Annotated in this window: 13 protein-coding genes and 1 tRNA gene; 8 read left to right on the top strand and 6 right to left on the bottom strand. The window is 60.1% G+C overall.

Translation table 11 applies throughout. The annotated features are described in order from the left end of the window. The first annotated feature begins 169 nt into the window (after window positions 1-169). From ACLQ8T_RS02260 to ACLQ8T_RS02250, 3 genes are read left to right on the top strand one after another with little or no spacing between them, the layout of a single operon-like run. The gene (locus tag ACLQ8T_RS02260) at window positions 170-943 is read left to right on the top strand and encodes an ABC transporter ATP-binding protein (protein WP_413455568.1); all 774 of its coding nucleotides are present in this window, start codon (window positions 170-172) and stop codon (window positions 941-943) included. Continuing rightward, complete coding sequence (locus ACLQ8T_RS02255) at window positions 940-3,270, top strand: YhgE/Pip family protein (protein WP_413455567.1); 2,331 nt, start codon at window positions 940-942, stop codon at window positions 3,268-3,270. Before ACLQ8T_RS02260 ends, ACLQ8T_RS02255 begins: the two co-directional genes overlap by 4 nt. Further along, window positions 3,267-3,878 carry a TetR/AcrR family transcriptional regulator gene (locus tag ACLQ8T_RS02250; protein ID WP_413455566.1) on the top strand — a complete coding sequence of 204 codons (612 nt, stop codon included), beginning with the start codon at window positions 3,267-3,269 and terminating at the stop codon, window positions 3,876-3,878. The genes ACLQ8T_RS02255 and ACLQ8T_RS02250 overlap by 4 nt, the downstream gene beginning before the upstream one ends. On the opposite strand, the gene ACLQ8T_RS02245 is transcribed toward ACLQ8T_RS02250, so the two are convergent. The 4 genes from ACLQ8T_RS02245 to ACLQ8T_RS02230 form a co-directional block, all read right to left on the bottom strand. Then, window positions 3,875-5,488 carry an ABC transporter transmembrane domain-containing protein gene (locus ACLQ8T_RS02245; protein ID WP_413455565.1) on the bottom strand — a complete coding sequence of 538 codons (1,614 nt, stop codon included), beginning with the start codon at window positions 5,486-5,488 and terminating at the stop codon, window positions 3,875-3,877. The two genes, ACLQ8T_RS02250 and ACLQ8T_RS02245, sit on opposite strands and share 4 nt — an antisense overlap. Before the next feature lie 8 nt (window positions 5,489-5,496). After that, window positions 5,497-6,624, bottom strand: a complete 1,128-nt coding sequence (locus ACLQ8T_RS02240) for a DUF1611 domain-containing protein (RefSeq protein WP_413455564.1) — start codon at window positions 6,622-6,624, stop codon at window positions 5,497-5,499. Window positions 6,625-6,851: 227 nt separating this feature from the next. After that, window positions 6,852-7,379 carry a SixA phosphatase family protein gene (locus tag ACLQ8T_RS02235; RefSeq protein ID WP_141358849.1) on the bottom strand — a complete coding sequence of 176 codons (528 nt, stop codon included), beginning with the start codon at window positions 7,377-7,379 and terminating at the stop codon, window positions 6,852-6,854. Window positions 7,380-7,448: 69 nt separating this feature from the next. Continuing rightward, window positions 7,449-8,234 carry a winged helix-turn-helix domain-containing protein gene (locus tag ACLQ8T_RS02230; RefSeq protein WP_204720385.1) on the bottom strand — a complete coding sequence of 262 codons (786 nt, stop codon included), beginning with the start codon at window positions 8,232-8,234 and terminating at the stop codon, window positions 7,449-7,451. Between the two features lie 616 nt (window positions 8,235-8,850). Between ACLQ8T_RS02230 and ACLQ8T_RS02225 the strand changes: the two genes are divergently transcribed. Continuing rightward, window positions 8,851-9,591: a response regulator transcription factor gene (locus ACLQ8T_RS02225; protein ID WP_038992352.1), complete on the top strand. Its 741-nt coding sequence runs from the start codon at window positions 8,851-8,853 to the stop codon at window positions 9,589-9,591. Continuing rightward, window positions 9,588-11,099, top strand: coding sequence for a sensor histidine kinase (locus ACLQ8T_RS02220; protein ID WP_413455563.1), 1,512 nt, complete (start codon window positions 9,588-9,590; stop codon window positions 11,097-11,099). Before ACLQ8T_RS02225 ends, ACLQ8T_RS02220 begins: the two co-directional genes overlap by 4 nt. A gap of 34 nt (window positions 11,100-11,133) precedes the next feature. Here ACLQ8T_RS02220 and upp read toward each other — a convergent pair whose 3' ends face one another. Further along, a complete protein-coding gene (gene upp / locus ACLQ8T_RS02215; protein WP_066144007.1) occupies window positions 11,134-11,781 on the bottom strand; it encodes a uracil phosphoribosyltransferase in 648 nt (215 codons plus the stop codon). 169 nt (window positions 11,782-11,950) lie between these two features. Here upp and tadA point away from each other — a divergent pair, with 169 nt between their 5' ends. Then, window positions 11,951-12,427, top strand: coding sequence for a tRNA adenosine(34) deaminase TadA (tadA, locus tag ACLQ8T_RS02210; protein ID WP_413455562.1), 477 nt, complete (start codon window positions 11,951-11,953; stop codon window positions 12,425-12,427). A 94-nt stretch (window positions 12,428-12,521) separates the two neighbouring features. Next, window positions 12,522-12,612: transfer RNA gene (locus ACLQ8T_RS02205), tRNA-Ser, on the top strand. A 330-nt stretch (window positions 12,613-12,942) separates the two neighbouring features. Here the strand turns inward: ACLQ8T_RS02205 and ACLQ8T_RS02200 are convergent. Beyond that, on the bottom strand, window positions 12,943-16,503 hold the full coding sequence (locus tag ACLQ8T_RS02200; RefSeq protein ID WP_413455561.1) for an SIR2 family protein: 3,561 nt from the start codon (window positions 16,501-16,503) through the stop codon (window positions 12,943-12,945). A 752-nt stretch (window positions 16,504-17,255) separates the two neighbouring features. Between ACLQ8T_RS02200 and ACLQ8T_RS02195 the strand changes: the two genes are divergently transcribed. Next, window positions 17,256-18,165, top strand: a protein-coding gene (locus tag ACLQ8T_RS02195) for an IS5 family transposase (RefSeq protein WP_239464072.1) whose coding sequence is annotated in 2 segments (ribosomal slippage) — window positions 17,256-17,624 and window positions 17,626-18,165 — 909 coding nt in all. Because the reading frame shifts where the segments join, the coding sequence is not laid out codon by codon here. Window positions 18,166-18,171 lie beyond the last annotated feature (6 nt).

The following is an 18,171-nucleotide window of genomic DNA, read 5'->3' as shown; positions in this document are numbered from 1 at the left end:
GTTCAATTAGTCTTGTTTTGTGCTTATCGCAGATTCAGTTTCCGTCAAGGGACGCCACGATTTACTGGTGTCCCCCACCTCGCTTCAAGTAACTCGCGGAGAGGTACACCTTGTGGTGGCCGACCCGCAAATCTCACGTACCGCCTTGGCCCTAGCCCTGAGCGGACGCATGAAACCATCTACGGGGACCGTCTCGTGGGGTCACGCTGACTCCCTGAAAACCCTGCGCCAGCACACTGCCCTCCTGGATTCTCCACAGGTCAACGAACCTGAATCACATATGAAGGTCCGCGATCTCATCGCCGAAGATCTCGCCCTTCTGCCGGGCCCGATCTGGAAAAAACCACGCAATAAAAAGTGGACGGCACTGCACGGATTCGATGATGTGGCCAAGGATTGGGCAGATTCCCTAGATCCCGCCCGCCGGTTGGAACTGCAACTTTTACTGGCCGCAGAAGACTCCCGCATCGAACTTATAGTCCTTGACTCCCCTGATCGCCACGACATGCAAGATGATGTCTGGCTGGATCTCCTGCTTGAATTTGCTGGCTCGAACCGCGCATTCGCGATCGTCGCCATTGTCAGTAACGCCCCTTACGAGTGGGATGGACCGATCACTTACCTGGGATCCAACGAGTACGAAGAATTTGAATCACCGGAAGAAGCCACCGCGCTCATCTCCGGAGAACCTCTGGTTGAAGAGCCAGAAGAACCCGAAGAACTAGAAGAGCCAGAAGAGCCCGAAAATTCTGAAGCGCCTGCAGAACTAGAGGAACCCGATAAAACAGAGGTTTTGTCGCAAGAATCTGTTCAAGATGAGCTGGATCTAGACGTTCCAGAAACAGTGGAGCCCAAGTCCGCGGAGCAAGAATCCACACCGACAGAACACAGCGACGCAGTACCAACTGTCGCAGAGGATAGCGACGCGAAGGAAAAAGAATGACCACTTTGCAACTTGCGCTCTCCGAGCTAAAGCGCATGACTCGTGGCACCCTGCCAAAGCTGGCGCTCATCGCGGTGACCTGTGTGCCTCTGCTTTATGGTGCCCTCTACCTCTACGCCAACTGGGACCCCCAGGGAAACTTAGACAAGGTCACCGCGGCCGTCGTTAATCTCGATGACGGCGGGGAAAAGGACGGCAAATTCACCCGTGTCGCCGACGATGTCGTTGAGAACCTCGAAGACGATGGGACCTTCAGCTGGGCGCATCTCGATTCGAGAGACGAAGCCGCCGACGCGGTGGCCAGCGGCAAATACGCCTTCGCCCTCGTTCTACCCGATAATTTCACCGCTGCGCTGCTGTCCCCCGGCGACTTCAAAGATGCCAGCCAGGCCAATATTGAGTTGCTGACCAATGACGCGAATAACTTCATGGTCTCCAACTTCGCACGGACCCTGACCACCTCGGTGCGCACTTCGGTCTCCGAAGAAGTCGGCACCGAAACCGCGTCGGCGATGATCGCCGGCTTTGTAGACATTCACAGCTCTATGGATAAAGCCGCGGACGGCGCACAACAGCTCTACGACGGCACGATCACCCTAGGTGATGGCATCGTGACCCTGGCCGATGGCACCACCAAGCTTGTTGATGGCAGTAGTGAACTCTCCGACGGTGCTGTCCAGCTCAAGGATGGAACCAGCGAACTTTCCAGTGGCCTTTCTCAGCTGGTCACAGGTCAGAAGAAACTGCTCGATGGCAGCAATTCCCTGGCCGATGGCACCGGAGAGCTAGCCACCGGTGCAGATACGCTCAGGGATGGTTTGAGCACCATGAAGTCCAAGACCAAGACCCTGCCAAGCTCGGTCAAACAGCTCAATGACGGTGCCCAAAGCGCCAAGAGCGCTGCCGACCAGCTGGCCACCGGCGCACGCCAGGTCGCCGACGGAAATAAGCAGCTCTCCGACACCGCCGATGACGCCATCTCGGTGATCAACGAGCTGCAGGACGAAACCGACAAGCAGCTGCAGAACGTCAAGACCGATACGCAGGCCGAGCTGGACAAGCTGGTGACCGACGGAGTGTTGACCCAAGAGCAGGCAGACACCATCAAGTCCAAGGTCAGCGACAGCGTGGAGAACTCGACGCTGAGCAACACCCTGAAGAACAAGGTGGACGAGGTCAACACCGGCCTTGCAGGACTGCAAGATAATCTGCACACACTCTCGGATGGTGCCGACAAGGTCGCCGATGGTAACGAACAGCTCGCTACCGGCCTGGGCACCCTTGCCCAGGGCACCAAGACACTGAACGCTGCGGTACCAAGCCTCGTTGACGGAATTTCCTCGGCCGCTGACGGCTCAGCGAAACTTGCCACCGGCGCGAACAGCGCCCACGACGGTGCCAAGCAGTTGGCCGAAGGCCAGAAGTCCGCGCTGACCGGTGCGACCCAGGCCTCCGAGGGTGCCAAGAAGCTGGATTCCGGAGCCGGTTCCCTGGTGACCGGCGCCGACCAGCTCCACAGCGGTTTGGTCCAGCTTTCCGATGGTGTCGGCGATCTGTCCGACGGTACCACCAAGCTCCAAGATGGCTCCAACGAGCTGGCCACGGGCCTGGATGACGGCGTCAAGCAGGTTCCTAACCCCGATAAGAAGACCAGTGAAGAGCTCTCCGATGTGATCGGTAACCCGGTGACGGTAGAGAACACCAAGCAGTCCGAAGCCCAAGTCTATGGTGCGGGTCTAGCCCCATTCTTCATGACGCTGGCGACCTTCATCGGTGTACTGATCCTCACCCAGGTGATGCGCCCCATTACCAAGCGCGCACTGCTGTCCAACGGCAGCAACTGGAAGATCTCGCTCGGTGGTTGGATACCATTCGCGGCCGTTGCCGTGATCCAGACCAGCTTGCTCTACGCGGTCGTGCACTTCGGACTGGGTCTACACACCGCGCACCCATGGATGGCATGGTTCCTTCTGGTATTCGCCGCCCTGTGCTTCAGCGCCCTCATCCAAGGCTGCTTCGCCCTGCTAGGAACTGCCGGCAAGTTTGTGGTGCTCGTCTTGATGGTGCTTCAGCTGGTCACCGCCGGCGGTACCTTCCCGTGGGAGACCCTGCCAGCGCCATTGCACTTCCTGCACCAGATCTTGCCGATGGGTAATGTGGTCGTCGGACTGCGTCACCTGGTGTACGGAGCGGAATTGAATGTGCTCTCCGCGGTCGCAGGCTCCTTGCTCATCTACACCGCGATCGGGCTCTTGCTGAGCATGCTTGCGGTACGTAAGGGCAAGACCTGGACCCTGAAAACACTGCAGCCGGAGTTGAAGGAATGACAACGCTAACCGGCCAGCGCCGCCGCGTGCGCGCCACGGATTCGAAGGAAAAGCTCTTCGAAGCGGCCATGAGGCTGCTCGGTTCGCGCTCCCCCGAGTCCGTCTCGGTGGACGAGATCGCCGCGGCCGCCGGCGTTTCCAAGGGCACCGTCTACTACAATTTCGGTTCCAAGGACGAGCTGGTCAGCCAGCTGCTCAGCTACGGCGCGCAGAAGCTCATGGGCGAACTGGCACGCGTTGCTTCCGCGGAAGACCCCTACCTGGCGCTGCGCCAGATGCTGGAATTCGCCATGGATTTCGTGGTCAGCTACCCGGCCTTCGCCCATCTGTGGATGCAGGAGCAGCTGGATGCCGACACCGCCAATGCATTCGCCGGCACCCCGCTGAATACGCAGGTGACCGGGCTGATCATCGAGGTCCTCGAGCGCCTCGTGGTGCTCGCTCCGGAGCAGAAGCTGTCGGTAGCCACGAGCATTTTCGGCGCAGCCTTGTTCACCGCCCGCATGCGCGCCTCGGGACGGACTGATCTGGACCGCGAGCAGACGGTGCGCGCCGTGCTGCTCACCGTGGACGGGCTGCGTGCCACCCGTCCACCAGCCAGCAATTAGGCCCGCGCGTCCCAGCTGGCGGTTTCGCTGATGCCCGGCAATTCGCCGCTGAAGATCAGCACCCCGGGATAGTCGTTGAGCAATTCGGCCACCGTGGCATAGGCATCATCGGGCAGGCGGGCCAGCAGCGAATCGAGAACCAGCAGCGGCGGTTCTCGCAATAGCGCCCGCGCCACCAGCAGCGAGGCCTGCTGCGCGGAATTCAGGGGTTCTCCGCCCCGGCGCAAGCGGGTTTCCTCCGCATCGGGCAGGTGGGCCATCTGGAGCCCGCAGGTTTCGGCCAGAGCCACTGCCTTGCGCAGCGACGCGCCCGGATGGCGGTAGCGCAGCGCGCGGGCAACGCTGCCGCGCTCGGGAACCATGGACTCCAAGGCGGCGCCGATCAGCTTGCGGCGGCCGGTCGCGGGCAAATCCTCGCTGCGCCCCTCGGCGATCCACACCCCTGCCTGCGGGTCGGCGTCGTGCGCCAGGCTGCCGGTGGCGATGGCCGCGAGCAATGCGGCGCAGTCCCCCTGGTTTCCGCGCACCGCGATGCGCTGCCCGGGCTGGGCGCGCAGCGTGGGGAAATTCCCGGCCATCGATTCCGGAAGCTGGATGCGCACTGAGGACGACTGGAGCATCAGCTCCTTGGCATCGCGGGTGCTCACCGGCGATGCTTCGCTGGCCTGCCAGCGATCCTGCTCGGCCAGCAGCGGCGCGATGATGCGCCGGCCAGCCTTGTAATTCTGCCTGTACTCCACCACGCGGCCCCATTCGCCCAGGGTTCCCGCGCAGATTCCCATCAGCGTCAGCGCGGTCGCCACGGCGGCTGCCGGAAGCTGCGCCTGCGCGGCCGCGGCCACGAGAAGCGCAGTACCCAGCAGCGGAATGGCCAAAGCTCCGCCGCGCAGGGCTGCGGCGAACCGGGCGCGATGCACGGACGCGTCAACCACCTTCTGCGAGGTGTCCTGCACCCTTTGCACCTCCCGCTCGATGCCGCCGCCGGCGGCAATCGCGGTCCGTGCGGCCACGGTATCGGCAATGCGCGCGGCCAGGTTCCCGCGGTGCCGGCGCAGGGTCCGAGCGCTGAGGAACGTTCCGCCGGCCAGGCCCGCCAGCAAGATGCCTTCCAGCACCAGTGTCACGGCCAGGCTGACGGCCAGCAGCGGATGCAAGAACCACAGGCCCGCACCGCTGACCAGCAGCAGCGGCAGGCCGGCCACCAGGGGGACCATGCCCTGCACTATCCAGTTGCGGATCGAGGACAGGTCGTTGGTGGAACGGGCGATGGTGATGCCCATGGACGGTCCGCGGGCGCTGCGCAAAGCGTGGGCTACCAGCCCGCGGCGCAGCTGGGCCACATAGTGCTGGCCCAGCTTTTCGGCCAGCACCCGTTCAGCGTATTTGGCCAGGAAGAAACAGCCGACCAGGCCCAGCACCGCGGCTAGCGCCCCGGCGCTGAGGCTGGCCGAGAGCTGTCCGATCAGCCAGCCAATGGCGATCGAGAGCAGGCCTGCGAGAACCCCTAGGCTGAGCAATCCGGCCAGGAGCATCCGCCGTCCGGGCGCTACCAGTGGCGGCAGGCGCTCGGGCTGGGCCACCTGCGCGGCGGCGGTCTTCTGGTCCAGCATTACGGCTCCTAGCGGGTTGGCAGCAGCGCGGCGGCAACCTCGGCCTGGCACAGGTCGAAGGTACCGATAACCGGGGTGGCCAGCTGCGCCTGGGCTTCCTTCGCGGCCAGCGGGGAGGCGGTGAGCACTCCTGACACCGCGGCAACATCCAGGCCTGCTTCGCGCAGGATGCGTTCGCCGGCCAGTGCGCCCAGCGCGTCCTGGGCGCTGAACAGCACGCGGTCCACGTGCTCGGAGAAGACCGGGTCGAGCAGCAAGCGAGAGGTTTCGCCCTGGAACAGGCCGTCGGCGATCTCGATGACCACTGCGTCCGCTCCGGTGGCGCTCTGCTCGCGGATCATCGCCACCAGCAGGTCGCGGACGGTTTCGTAGTCCAGGCGGTAGGTGGTCGGGAAGCCGAAGTCGGTGAAGTCGCAGACGCTGAAGGCGCCGGCATCGGTGAACAGGTCCGGGTCGTTGCCGGCTCCGGTGCCGGTGGCCTTGCCGGCGGCAACTGCCATGCCGGAGTTGACCAGGCCGTTGACCAGGCATCCGAGCGTGGTGGACTTGCCGGAGTTCATCGAGGTGCCCAGCACCGCGATCACCGGCGGGCGCTGGGCGCCGGCCTGCACTGGACGCGGGGAATCGTCCTGGATGCCCAGCGGTGCGAAGTCCGCCAGGTTCACGACCTTGCCGTGGCGCATCAGCAGGCCGGTTGGCTGCAGCTGGGTCGCCATGTCGATCGAGGCGTGCTGCTCGATGACTTCGCTGGCGACGCCGCCGCCTGCCACCAGCTGGCAGGGGCCCAGGTTCTGCGGCACGTGGGCAAGGAACTGGTCCGGTGCGTAGCGGTCGCCGTAGGCGACCATGATCTCCTGGCCGACGAACATCAGCTGGCGGCGGGAGACCGGGGACTGCAGGCGCGTGTGCTTGCCCAGCTCGGTGACGGTGGCAATCACGACGTCGCCGGCACGAGGCGCCATGTTCGTGCGGCGCACGACCTGGAAATCCTGGGGGTTGCGTTGCAGCTCGGCTGCGACAAAGCGGGTGGTGTAGGCGGCGCGGATGGCGCGAGCACGCTGTGCATCGATCTGCTGCTGCACTTCATTGCGGGCTGCGGTGGTCTGCGTTGGAAGCGATTCTGCGATGATGGCCATTTGCCTGTTCCTCTTTCACTGTTTCCGGCCTGCGGTTTCCGTGTGCCGGTGCTGGCTGTGCTGCCAACGATTCCTAGTGAAACGAGCAATAGTGAACTCAAAATGAACGGTTCATGAGACGACGAGGTGGATTCGATGAGAGGGTTATCATCTGCTTCTCATACATCCAGATCATCACTTATTTACAGGCTGACTAGTGCGTTAGAAAAATCTTTATGAGACTTCCCTCATGCAGGCCGGGGTGCGGTGAAATGTGTGACGCGCGCATCACGGGCATCCAAATGCGAGTACGGGTGCGAAGTTTCCAGCACCGTGGTCCCCAGGGTCGGATAGTTCATTGCCAGCTCGTAGACGGCTTCTTCATCCGAGTCCATAGCGGCCAAGCGCAACGCCAATTCCTGCAGCACCGGCTGATGCCCGATCACCAGCAGGCAGCTGACCGTATCCGGCACCTCATTGATGATGGAGCACAACTGGGAGACGCCCGCGGTGAAGATGCGCGAGTCAATGTAGGGGGTTGGACCCTTTTCCCCAAGCTCGGACAGCACCCACGCGCAGGTGGCGCGCGCACGCAGCGCATCGGAGCAGATGATGTAGTCCGGGATCAGGTCATTCTCCACAAGCCAGGCTCCGGCAGCGGGAGCCTCGCGGTGGCCGCGGGCTGCCAGCGGCCGGTCGTGATCTGCGACGCCTAGCGGGTAGTCGGCTTTGGCGTGGCGCATCAGAATGAGCTTGCGGGAGTGAATGGTGTTCATTGTCCCAGCTTAAGACAGCAGTGGCGGGCAAACCGAACCCGGTTTGCCCGCCACTGCTGTCGGCAACTACTAGATGGAGTATTCCGGAGCAGCCCAGACAACTACTTCTGGGTGCTCGTAGAAGCGGTAGCCCTGGCCGCGCACGGTTCGCACGGTGTTGGCCAGGCGTCCCAGCTTCGAACGCAGGCGACGGATATGCACGTCGATGGTGCGTTCGTTGGGGACTTCTTCGGCGTTGCGCCACAGGTTTTCCAGCAGCTCTTCGCGGCCTACGGTGCGGGTGCCGTTTTCCACGAGGAAGTTCAGCAGCTCGAATTCCTTGAAGGTCAGGTTCAGAGTTTCGCCATCGAGGTAGACTTCGCGGCGCGAGAGGTCAATCAGCACACCCGATGGGCGCGGGGTGGATGGGCGGGCTTCAGCGCGAGGCCGGCGGGAAACCGTCGGGTCACCCAGTGCCTGGCGAACAACATCGATTGGCTCGCCCTGCGCACTGGTTGGTGCCAGCGCTACGGCAGCGTGGGTCTGCGCCTGCGGCGACAGGGTGGCCAGGAAGGCGCGCACCTGGGTGGCAAGCTTGCCCAGCGAGGTGCCCTGCGCCTGAGCTGCGGTTTCATCCAGGCCTACGTAGAGCACGAAGCCGCGCGCTGAGGTATCGGCGCTCGGCTGGCCGATTGGCTGCACTGGAGCCTGAGCTGGCTGATGCGATGGATCACGAGTTTCATGAACATTGGAAACTGCGCGCAGTGGGCGATAGCCCGCTGGTGCATAGTTGCCAGAAGCTGCACGCTGGGCAGCTGCTGCGCGGTTCTGCGCATTGCGAATTGAAACGTGGACGTATCCGGAACCAGCCGACATAATCTTTTTCCTCTTTTAGTGCGAAGGCCAAGTGGTTTGGCGCTCATGCTTCGGGTTTTGCTTGCGCTGTCCGCGGCCTTCGTCCACGTTCAGCAGTTGGGTTTCCCGTCAATAACACCCAGAATCCGGATTGCGAATCACTCGCAATTCGATCTGGACGCCAAGGACGCCGAGCATTCTTTGAGAACAATCGCGGGCAATTCGAGGTGGTTATTCGAGGTGCCTTTGCTGTTCTGCGCCGTACTCACATCTCTAGTTTCCTCGTAACATTGGCAACTTGCAAGTAACAATGGACACTCATGTCCACATAGTGAGACGAATGTTTCCAAACGTGACACACGCCACTTTAGGCAATTCTGGACTGCCTAAGCGCTTAACTAAACAATATGCTCAAGCCATCAGTTGATCTTCGTCATTTTGCCTAGCCCACTCAGAGGCCTGAATATCCATTCATCACTACGGCTTGTCCACGCTTCAATCATTCGTCGTTCTTAGGGGTTGACCAAATTAACCACTATCGGTTTCGGTTTTCTCCGCATAAAATTGACATACAGTCATAGCTCGCACACAGCAAAAACATATTCTCAGCCCATGGCAATAGGACAAGCTGATAAACATGAATGAATCTCGATTTTCACCTTCGCAATTGCCTCGGCTGACCCACCCTGACGGCACGGCAATCAAAGTTCTCGTGGTCGATGATGAACCTTCGCTGGCAGAATTGGTCGCCATGGGAACCCGCATGCTCGGCTGGGAAGCCACGATGGCCCACGATGGGCCGGAAGCCGTAGCAACCGCCCGCTCCTTGGCCCCTGACGTCCTGGTTCTCGACTGGATGCTGCCCGGATTCGACGGCCCGGAAGTGCTGCGCAAGGTGCGCACCCATTTCCCGGAGATCCCCGTTCTCTTCCTGACCGCCAAGGACGCGGTCGAGGATCGCATCGAAGGCCTGGGCGCCGGTGCAGACGACTATGTCGCCAAGCCCTTCAGCCTCGAAGAGGTCCTGATCCGGTTGCACCGGCTCGTGGAACGTTCAGGCGCGGCCACCGCGGATTCCGCTGAACTAGTAGTTGGCGACCTGGTGCTGAACATGGACTCGCACGATGTCTCGCGTGCAGGCCGCGAAATCTCGCTGACCGCCACCGAATTCGATCTGCTCAGCTACCTGATGAGCAATGCCCGCCGTGTGGTGTCCAAGTCGCAGATCCTGGACAACGTCTGGCACTACGATTTCGACGGGCAGGCGAACATCGTCGAGTTGTACATCTCGTACCTGCGCAAGAAGATCGATGTTGATGCCGAGCCGATGATCCATACCGTGCGTGGTGTCGGCTACGTGCTGAAGCCGGCTGCATGAGTTTCTTTTCCCCGAATACCAGGGTGAGCTCGCCGCACGCGCTGCAACGCAAGCTGCTGCTCATCCTGCTGACCTCGGTCACCGCAGTATCCGTATTGCTCGGCCTGCTCTACAACGCCGGCATGCGCCAGACGTTGATGGACCAGCTCAACAGCCAGCTGCGGCTCACCACCGAACGCGCGCTGAATTATTCGCAGGGCGCGCCAGCGGTGAACTCCCGGTTGGACGCCCCGGGCCAGGCGGCCGGCACGCTGACCGCCCGATTCGTCGACAAGTACGTCTTCAACGGTGGCGTGCTGGATGAACGCACCGGCGAACTGAAGCAGCTGAGCCAGGAAGACGCCATCCCGATGGTGGATCTCGAACTGAGCACGTTGCGTGCCGGAGGGCAGTTCAAGCCGGTACGCGCCCGCCTGACCGTGGGAGACTACTACCTGGTCGCCGTGAAGGACTCCGGCTCCAACGGCATCCTGATCGTCGGTTTGCCCCTGCACGGCACCGATCTGGCACTGCGCGGCATGGCGTGGCTGACGCTGTTCATTGCCTTGATCCTGATCGCCGGTGCAGGCCTGGCCGGCTCATGGCTCATCTCGCGTTCGCTGGCCTCGCTCAAGCGTGTGGCCGCCGTGGCAAGTTCGGTCGCCGCCGAAGATCTCGATTCGGGCAAAGTGGACCTGACCCAGCGTGTGCCCGCACGCGATGCCATCCCCGGCACCGAGGTGGGCAATGTCGGCAATGCGCTGAATGCGATGATCAGCAACGTCGCCACAGCCCTGACCGCCCGCGAGAAATCCCAGGCCCAGATGCGCCAGTTCGTCGCCGATGCCTCGCACGAGCTGCGCACGCCGCTCTCGGCGATCCGTGGCTACACCGAACTGCTCTCCGCTACCGAGCATTTCTCCCCAGACGGGCAGCGCTCGGTGGATCGGGTGCTGCAGCAAAGCAGCCGAATGAGCTCGCTGGTGGAGAATCTGCTGCTGCTGGCCCGCCTGGACGAAGAGAATGCTTTCAAGCGCAGCAAGATCGATTTGTGCTCGCTCACCGCGGATATCACCGAAGACTTCAAGCTCACCGCGAGCGACCACCATTGGGAGTTCGACTGCCAGGCGCCGCAGACCTTCGTCTACGGCGATTCGTCCTCGTTGCGGCGGGTGATTACCAATCTCCTGGCCAATGCACGCAAGCACACGACCGCCGGGAACACCGTCACCGTATCGGTGGACCGCGACGAGGACGCCGATGAAGCCGTCATCCGGGTGCACGACACCGGCGAAGGCATTGCCCCCGAATTCCTGCCCCGGGTATTCGAGCGCTTCACCCGAGCCGACAAGGCGCGCTCCGGCTCGGACGGCACCACCGGGCTGGGCCTGCCAATCGCCAAGAGCATCGTCGAAGCCCATGGCGGCAGCATTACGGTTGCGTCCACGCCGGGAGACACCGTCTTCGAGGTCCGCCTGCCGCTGGACGAACCCGAAACCGATGAAGAAACGCCGGAGGCTGCGGTGTAATCACCGCAGCCTCCGGCGCATGGCTTGGCTGATGCTAGGCAATCGGCGGGGTCACGCCATACAGGCGGTCACCGGCATCGCCCAAGCCTGGGATGATGTAGGACTTCTCGTTCAGCTTCTGGTCCATCGCCGCCAGCACGATGTGCACGCGGTCGTCGCCACCGTGGATTTCCTTCAGGCGCTCGACGCCCTCAGGGGCAGCGATCAGGCAGATGCAGGTGACGGATTCCGCGCCTCGCTCGAAAATGAACTTGATGGACTCGGCCAGGGTGCCGCCGGTGGCCAGCATCGGATCCAGCACGAAGACCTGGCGTCCGGTCAGGTCGTTTGGCACGCGGTCGGCGTAGGTGATGATGTCAAGGGTTTCCTCGTTGCGGGCCATGCCCAGGAAGCCGACTTCAGCGGTTGGGACCAGGCGGGTCATGCCTTCGAGCATGCCCAGGCCTGCACGCAGGATCGGGACAACCAGCGGGGTTGGCTTGGCAATCGAGGTGCCGGTGGTGGTGGCGACCGGGGTCTGCACCTCAACGTTTTCGGTTTTCACCTCGCGGGTGGCTTCATAAGCCAGCAGGGTGACCAGTTCGTCGGTCAGCTGGCGGAAAATCGAGGAGGGGGTGTTCTTATCACGAAGAACCGAAACCTTGTGTGCCACCAGTGGGTGGTCGACTACCTGTACGCGCATAAGTAGAAATCTATCAGCACCGTCTCGGCCAAATCGAGAGAAATCCTCGATTTCACGCTGTTAAAGGTCTTTGGTGTGCCCAAGGAAACAGCAAACTTCAGTGCAGTGCGCAGTGCACCACGCTCCCGGAGCCCGGCAGCCGTCGCAAAACACGTAAAGTGAAAGCACTATGGTGCACGAATTTGATGCTTGGATGGACCTCGCCTTGGCTGAAGCGCGCAAAGCGCTAGCCACCGATGACGTGCCCATCGGCGCCGTTATCCTCTCCCCCGAAGGCGAAGTGCTGGCCACCGGCCGCAATGAGCGCGAGGCGGTCAAGGACCCTACAGCGCACGCCGAGGTGGTCGCCATCCGCAATGCGGTCAAGGCCTTGGATGCCAGGGGGCAAGATGATGGCTGGCGCTTATCGGACTGCACGCTGATGGTGACGCTGGAGCCCTGCGCCATGTGCGCCGGGGCCATCGTCCTTTCGCGCATTCCCAAGCTGGTCTTCGGGGCCTGGGACGAGAAGGCCGGGGCCTGCGGCTCGGTTTTCGATATCGTCCGCGAACCGCGTTTGAACCATTGGGTCGAGGTGTACTCGAGGGTCAAGGAAGACGAATGCGCAGAGCTGCTGCGTGAATTCTTCCGCGGCAAGCGGAGCTAGAGGCCGGCACTGATGTGTTTCGGAACACTTCAGGCCAAAAATAGCGCTCTCGTTTTTGTTTTCACCTGATGTTCGTTATAGAGTTATCAGGTCTGGTGACGTGTCCGAGCGGCCGAAGGTGCAACACTCGAAATGTTGTGTACGGTAACCCCGTACCGTGGGTTCAAATCCCACCGTCACCGCCAAGGAAAAGACCTTGAAACCCCTAGTCAAATAGGAGCTTCAAGGTCTTTTTGATTCTCAAGCTTGTTTGGGCCTGTACTTGTGACTCCACGTCATTCAGGGCGGTGGCCTCCAATAAGTTCAGCCCGGCTTCAGAATCAGACCAGGCCGTGACAGCACGTCGTGCGTTGACCCGAGACAATCTCTCGTTCGCGTTCCTCGGCTCCGCCAACGCCGACAAGACAATTTGTCACGGTGGACACCGATATATCGAACCGGTCATAACACGGGGCGACATAGTCCCATTGCTTGCACTCCCAATGTCTACAGCTTGATTCTGCACTCAATCGGGGCTAGAGAAGTCCTTCCCGCGACGCAGCATCGATTAGCGGCTGCACAACGGATTCCTCGACCGCACCTGAAATCGTTTCAATCAGCTTCCGCACGCCATACCTCGTCATGTGGTCAATGTCGGGCGTATTTCGAACACGCTCGGCGAAAAAAGCTACGAGCTCGGATCCGTAGGCCACGAGGACGCCGTCCGGCAAGTCATGGTTGAAGAACCGTTGGCCCAAGCCGATTTCGTGCCCGCTGAAAAGCTTCACAGCGGCAGGAATGAACTCATCCAAAAAAGGAACTAAGTCCGCCCAACGTGCGATTTCCTCAGCGGATGCAACCCGCGGTTGCCCGCTAAGGCGGCGTTCCAGATGATCGCAGAGCCAACGGTGCCACACAGTGACCCCATCGACACCGTCCTCACGGAGGAACCGAACAGCCGACTCAGCGAAACCAACGGCATGCGACCCGTCAGACGCAAGCACTGTCTGATCGAGTAGTCGTTTTCTGTCGACACTCGTAATTCCAGCGTGTGACACCACTGAAGTTACGAGCGTCATGAAGATTCTTTGAAGTCTTTCTTGATCTGACAGATCGTCGAGACGGCTGAGTTCGGAGACCATGGCCTCAAACAAGCCAGCGGCAAGAAGTCGGTCATTCCACCTTGGGTGGTGTAGGAACGCGTACCAAGCGAATGCGTGTCGTTGCGAATCATTGAAGAGCGGGAGCAGGTGCGTCTCCGCAAAGTTAGAGTCCGCCGCGAAGTAGAAGTAGAGCTGTTCAGCGATAGCGGGCTGCGTAGCATTTATTGCATATTCATTGCCGCTTAATAGCGACACAAGCGCTTCTGACTCTACTTCGTTTAGGCCGGCCCAGTTTTCACGTGAATGACGCCAGCGGCGATCGATCTCGATGGTCCAATAATAGGCCACGAACCCAGGCCAGGAGTTCAGGTACAACGGTGCGACTGACAGGAGGGACGAGTCTTCCCCATGCGTAAAGTCTGCACTCTGCTCGCGCCAGAGTGCCCACGCCAGTTCGCGCATGGACGCGAGCACTGGCGACTCATCTTCATCGACATGCTGTCGAATCTGATCAAGCAGAAAACGTCCAATCGCATGGGCGGATTCCTTGTGTGCCAACAGTGTTTCGAGACGGCGGACGATATCAGGCCCGGACTGTCCCAGCTGGCCTTCCCCCCATCCTTCGGCGATTGCATGCCAGAGGTCAGCTTGTCTCTCTTCAAGATCGCCACGGTCGAGGATGGCGTCCCAAAGCCGAATACCTAGGCCCGGGTCTCGCTCTGCGGCCTGCTGGACCAGTCTGAGTGCATCTCTCCATTCAGGTTGTTCGAAGTGGCGTTCGGAGTAGTCGTAGGCCAATAGGTCCTCGAGTGCAACGGTCACATTCTGAGTGAGCGACCGCAGAAATTCCTCAATATCCATCGGCGGTTTCCCACCCGAGATCCCACTTGTCATCCACATATCGAAGTCAGCATGTTCTCGCACCTCGAAGCCCGGGTTATCAGCTTGGATAGCGTCTAGCGCAGTTTTCGCTTCCTGCCAGTCAGAGTCGGTTTGCGTTAGCCACGCGAGTAAATTAAAAATTGCATATGCAACATGGCGATTGCGGTCTGGATTATCTTCGGGATACTCGGGTCCTTCGCTGGTGACTTCCAAGACCTTTTGCTTAATCGGCGGTGTAGCACTACCTACAGCGGCGGTCAGTATCTGATAAGTCTCATGTTTCAGTCCCATTTCAAAGAGTCCAGTGCGATCAAGGAGCCACCGGAGTTTGTTATCGGCGCTCCGATTCTGATCGATGGCTATCAGGTGCAGGGCCAGCCGCCGCATGAGTGGTCGGTCGAGGTCCCACCATCGGTCGGGAAGGGTTTGGGATAAGGGCAGCGCTTTGATCCCGTAGTCGCGGAGGCCGTCGATGATCGCGTCGAGCGGTTCACGGAATTTGTCCTGGCTGTGCGGTTCTATTGCAGAGCGGTGAAAAGCAAGTCGATCCCATCCTCGTGCTCCGTCATAAGCATCGAGCAGGTCATACGCCGCGATGATGGCGTCCTCCAAGACACTGCCAAGCGATTGGTCTCCGGCCTCAGCCTCCTGCACGATGCGCTGAACGTGTTCGGTCAGCGCATAGTCCGCGGTGTTCCAAGCGACCTTTACTCCGGGATGGATCGTGCGCTCCGCAGACTCCTCTACCAACCAGCGCCGTTCCAGCCTAAGGAACGGCCGAAGCGCTGTCCTCAGGACAGCTAGGCTGGGTGCAGTCGATCCGGGTATGTACGGCATGAGGTCGGCCGTATTTAGAGGTGCTGAACGCCCGAAAATCGAAGTGGCGAGAATACATTGCCATCGTTCGCCAGCAGACTCGTCTTGCTTACGGAGCTCACTGGCAGCCCAGCAGGCGCTTCGGTAAAGCGATGCCGTCATCGCTTGCCCCAGTCGTTGGAGTGTCTGGAGCGCCGCACCATTTAATGTTGTCGACTCAATAAACGTCTTTGCGAACCAATTGCCTAGAATCGCGGTGGCTTCCGTCACATCTTGCGGTTCGAACAGGACCTTGAACTCAGGTAGATCTTCCATCCAGCTCAACCATTCGAGTTTGGATTCGTCGGGCAGTGATTCCGCCGCAAGAGCGAAGTCACGGGCACCTTCTTTGGTCCGAAGGCGGGAATGAAGGTAGTCACGGTCGGGCAGTGGCAGTGCGGGGCCGCCTACGGTGATCGCTTGTATACGCGACTGGTGGTCGGTTAGTCCCATTTTTGCTCGATCCACCCATGCGGTCAGTGCCGCCACGAGCGCTTGATGATTACCCTCGACAACCGGATATCCAATGGGTCGGATCCCAAGGTATCGCCATTTGCTGTCGTCGGGCTCGCTCGTGAACGCAAATCGTTTGGAGGCCGTGTCGTGGACACTGGAGGGTAGCCCAAGTGCCAAGTACCGCATGATTACATCGTCGTGGCTATAGCCGATGAACACGACTGTAAACCGTTCGAACATTGGCAGGAGGAATCGCGTTGCCCACGCATTGGTGATGTAAGCCTGGCCGAAGTCGCGGTCAGTGAGGATCAACTCATCTTTCGGCCGACTGACTGAACCATGCAAGTGCACAAGACCCTCGAAGGAGTGCCCGAGAGGCAACGCCGGCGTATACCAGGTGTCCGGGATAGCAATCGATACGCTTCGCGCAGCCGAAGCAAGGTGATCGTCGTAGTTAGTGGTCACCACACGAAATGCTCCTCCGATTCCCGCAAGGTCGGCAATTGCTCTGTGGAGCGTATTGAATCTTGACGTCGGATTGGATATCAGCCTGTGGGTGTGCTGATGGGCGTCGAATCTCTGAGGTAGCGATTCCAATTGACCGATGAAAAAGTCCAGTCCGCCTTCCTCGGAGAACGGGTGCGATGCCAGTTCCGCAAGCTTCTTCGCTAGGCCTTCAAAAAGTGGAAGGCTAGATGGTTCACTTAGCGAAGCCCCTGCGCCTATGAAAAATACCAGCTCGCCCCGCTCGTGGGCATCGAGGATCTCGTCCGGTAGCTCAACATCGCCGGTAATCCACATAAGTCCGCCATTTCTTCATAGTCACGTAGCTCACTCACCCACGGTCTAACTGGCCTACCTGAGATGTCCTCAACATCAATCTGGTTAAAGTCATAGACCACGTGCGCTGGTGATGCAATGTTGTCCATTGTCCCAGAGCATGCATACGAACCGAGAAATTGGACTGAAGTGCGGTATGGAGAGTCAGCCATAAACCAATCGCGTGGTTGGCCAGTCCCTTATGGTCTCGAATTTGGCCAGAATTAATGGTCCGAGTCCTTCTTGACTATAGTGGCTTTGGCGTCGGTATCAGCTCAGGTCCCGATGGAGATTCTCAGTTGGTCATGTATGGCAATAGTTGTCTGTCGAATACGTTCTTGAGCAGGAGTGCGAAGAACGTCTTCCTAGCACGTAGCCCCATCGAAAATCCGACAGAATTCGCAGTGTATGTAACGACAACACAGCGGTGAAGAAACTCTTGAGCCATCTAAGGTCAGAGGTATTTTATGAAGTATGCCTTCGGCATCTTGCCGAACTATCGGACGGAAATCGACACATATGTATACTGGCGCAACTCGAAGCTGCATTAGGAACCAGGAAGGGATGGCATGGATGACATCGATGCCATCCCCTTGTGGCTAAATGCGCGACTCATATCTAGCTAGCCCAAATTGCAGGGACCGGCTCGAATTGGAAAATCAGCGACCGGATGGAATATTGAAACTAGGGCGTGTCTCCTAAATCTAGTTGTGTGCACGCGCCATGATTGAGTCGTGGCACAAAGGTCTAGATTTACGCAGTTCACGAATGCGCAATGGGAACGAGTCGAACCACTCCTGCCATCGAACGAAGGCCGTAAAGGCCGTCCCTTCAGTGACAACCGCCGCGTCGTAGAAGGCATCATCTACCGTTACCGGACCGGAATCCCGTGGCGTGATCTCCCTGACCGGTATGGCCCTTGGCAGACCGTCTGGAAGCGGCATCGCCGCTACGCAACCGACGGCACCTGGGACCGCGTATTCGCGCACATCCTCGCCGAGGCCGATGCCGTAGGTGATATTGACTGGAACGTGTCGATTGACGCGACGATCAGCCGTGCTCACCAGCACGGCACGAACCTTCCGCGTCCGGACCAGGACACAGGGGGCTCTATCGAATTACAAGAATCTGCCGTTATGCGAGGTTGAACCGGAAGGTCATGGGATAGGGAGATCGCGCGGAGGGTTGAGCACGAAGGTGCATTTCGCGGTCGATGGGCATGGCCGCCCATTATCGATTGTGGTCACGGGTGGGCAACGTCACGACGGCGCGATGCTCCAGGAAGTAATCGGCGATATTCGAGTGCCAAGAACCGGGTCGGGGAACGCGCGGACGCGCCCCGAGTCGCTGCTTGCTGATCGTGGTTACACGTCACGAGTGAACCGCACGTACCTGCGTAAGCGGGGCATCACTGCTGTGATTCCGGAGAAATCTAACGAGATCGCTGCCAGGAAGCGTAGGGGTCGCGCGGGTGGGCGCCCGCCGGGGTTCGATGCTGAGAAGTATAAAGATCGCAACGTGGTCGAGCGGGCGTTTGGATTGATGAAGCAGTGGCGGGGGCTTGCGACTCGTTATGACAAGCTTGCGGTCACGTATCGTGCGGGAGTGGTGTTGGCAGCGATTCTGGTCTGGCTACGGATATAAGAGACA

Origin of the sequence: Glutamicibacter sp. FR1, assembly GCF_047300825.1 — a bacterium.
GTDB lineage: Bacteria > Actinomycetota > Actinomycetes > Actinomycetales > Micrococcaceae > Glutamicibacter > Glutamicibacter nicotianae.
The sequence above is the reverse complement of the archived record's forward strand: the minus strand, read 5'-3'. Positions and strand labels throughout refer to the sequence as shown.

Coding starts and splice junctions, on each gene's coding strand:
- ACLQ8T_RS02260 (WP_413455568.1), top strand. CDS start 170: ATGAAACCATCTACGGGGACCGTCTCGTGGGGTCACGCTGACTCCCTG.
- ACLQ8T_RS02255 (WP_413455567.1), top strand. CDS start 940: ATGACCACTTTGCAACTTGCGCTCTCCGAGCTAAAGCGCATGACTCGT.
- ACLQ8T_RS02250 (WP_413455566.1), top strand. CDS start 3,267: ATGACAACGCTAACCGGCCAGCGCCGCCGCGTGCGCGCCACGGATTCG.
- ACLQ8T_RS02245 (WP_413455565.1), bottom strand. CDS start 5,488: ATGCTGGACCAGAAGACCGCCGCCGCGCAGGTGGCCCAGCCCGAGCGC.
- ACLQ8T_RS02240 (WP_413455564.1), bottom strand. CDS start 6,624: ATGGCCATCATCGCAGAATCGCTTCCAACGCAGACCACCGCAGCCCGC.
- ACLQ8T_RS02235 (WP_141358849.1), bottom strand. CDS start 7,379: ATGAACACCATTCACTCCCGCAAGCTCATTCTGATGCGCCACGCCAAA.
- ACLQ8T_RS02230 (WP_204720385.1), bottom strand. CDS start 8,234: ATGTCGGCTGGTTCCGGATACGTCCACGTTTCAATTCGCAATGCGCAG.
- ACLQ8T_RS02225 (WP_038992352.1), top strand. CDS start 8,851: ATGAATGAATCTCGATTTTCACCTTCGCAATTGCCTCGGCTGACCCAC.
- ACLQ8T_RS02220 (WP_413455563.1), top strand. CDS start 9,588: ATGAGTTTCTTTTCCCCGAATACCAGGGTGAGCTCGCCGCACGCGCTG.
- upp (WP_066144007.1), bottom strand. CDS start 11,781: ATGCGCGTACAGGTAGTCGACCACCCACTGGTGGCACACAAGGTTTCG.
- tadA (WP_413455562.1), top strand. CDS start 11,951: ATGGTGCACGAATTTGATGCTTGGATGGACCTCGCCTTGGCTGAAGCG.
- ACLQ8T_RS02200 (WP_413455561.1), bottom strand. CDS start 16,503: ATGTGGATTACCGGCGATGTTGAGCTACCGGACGAGATCCTCGATGCC.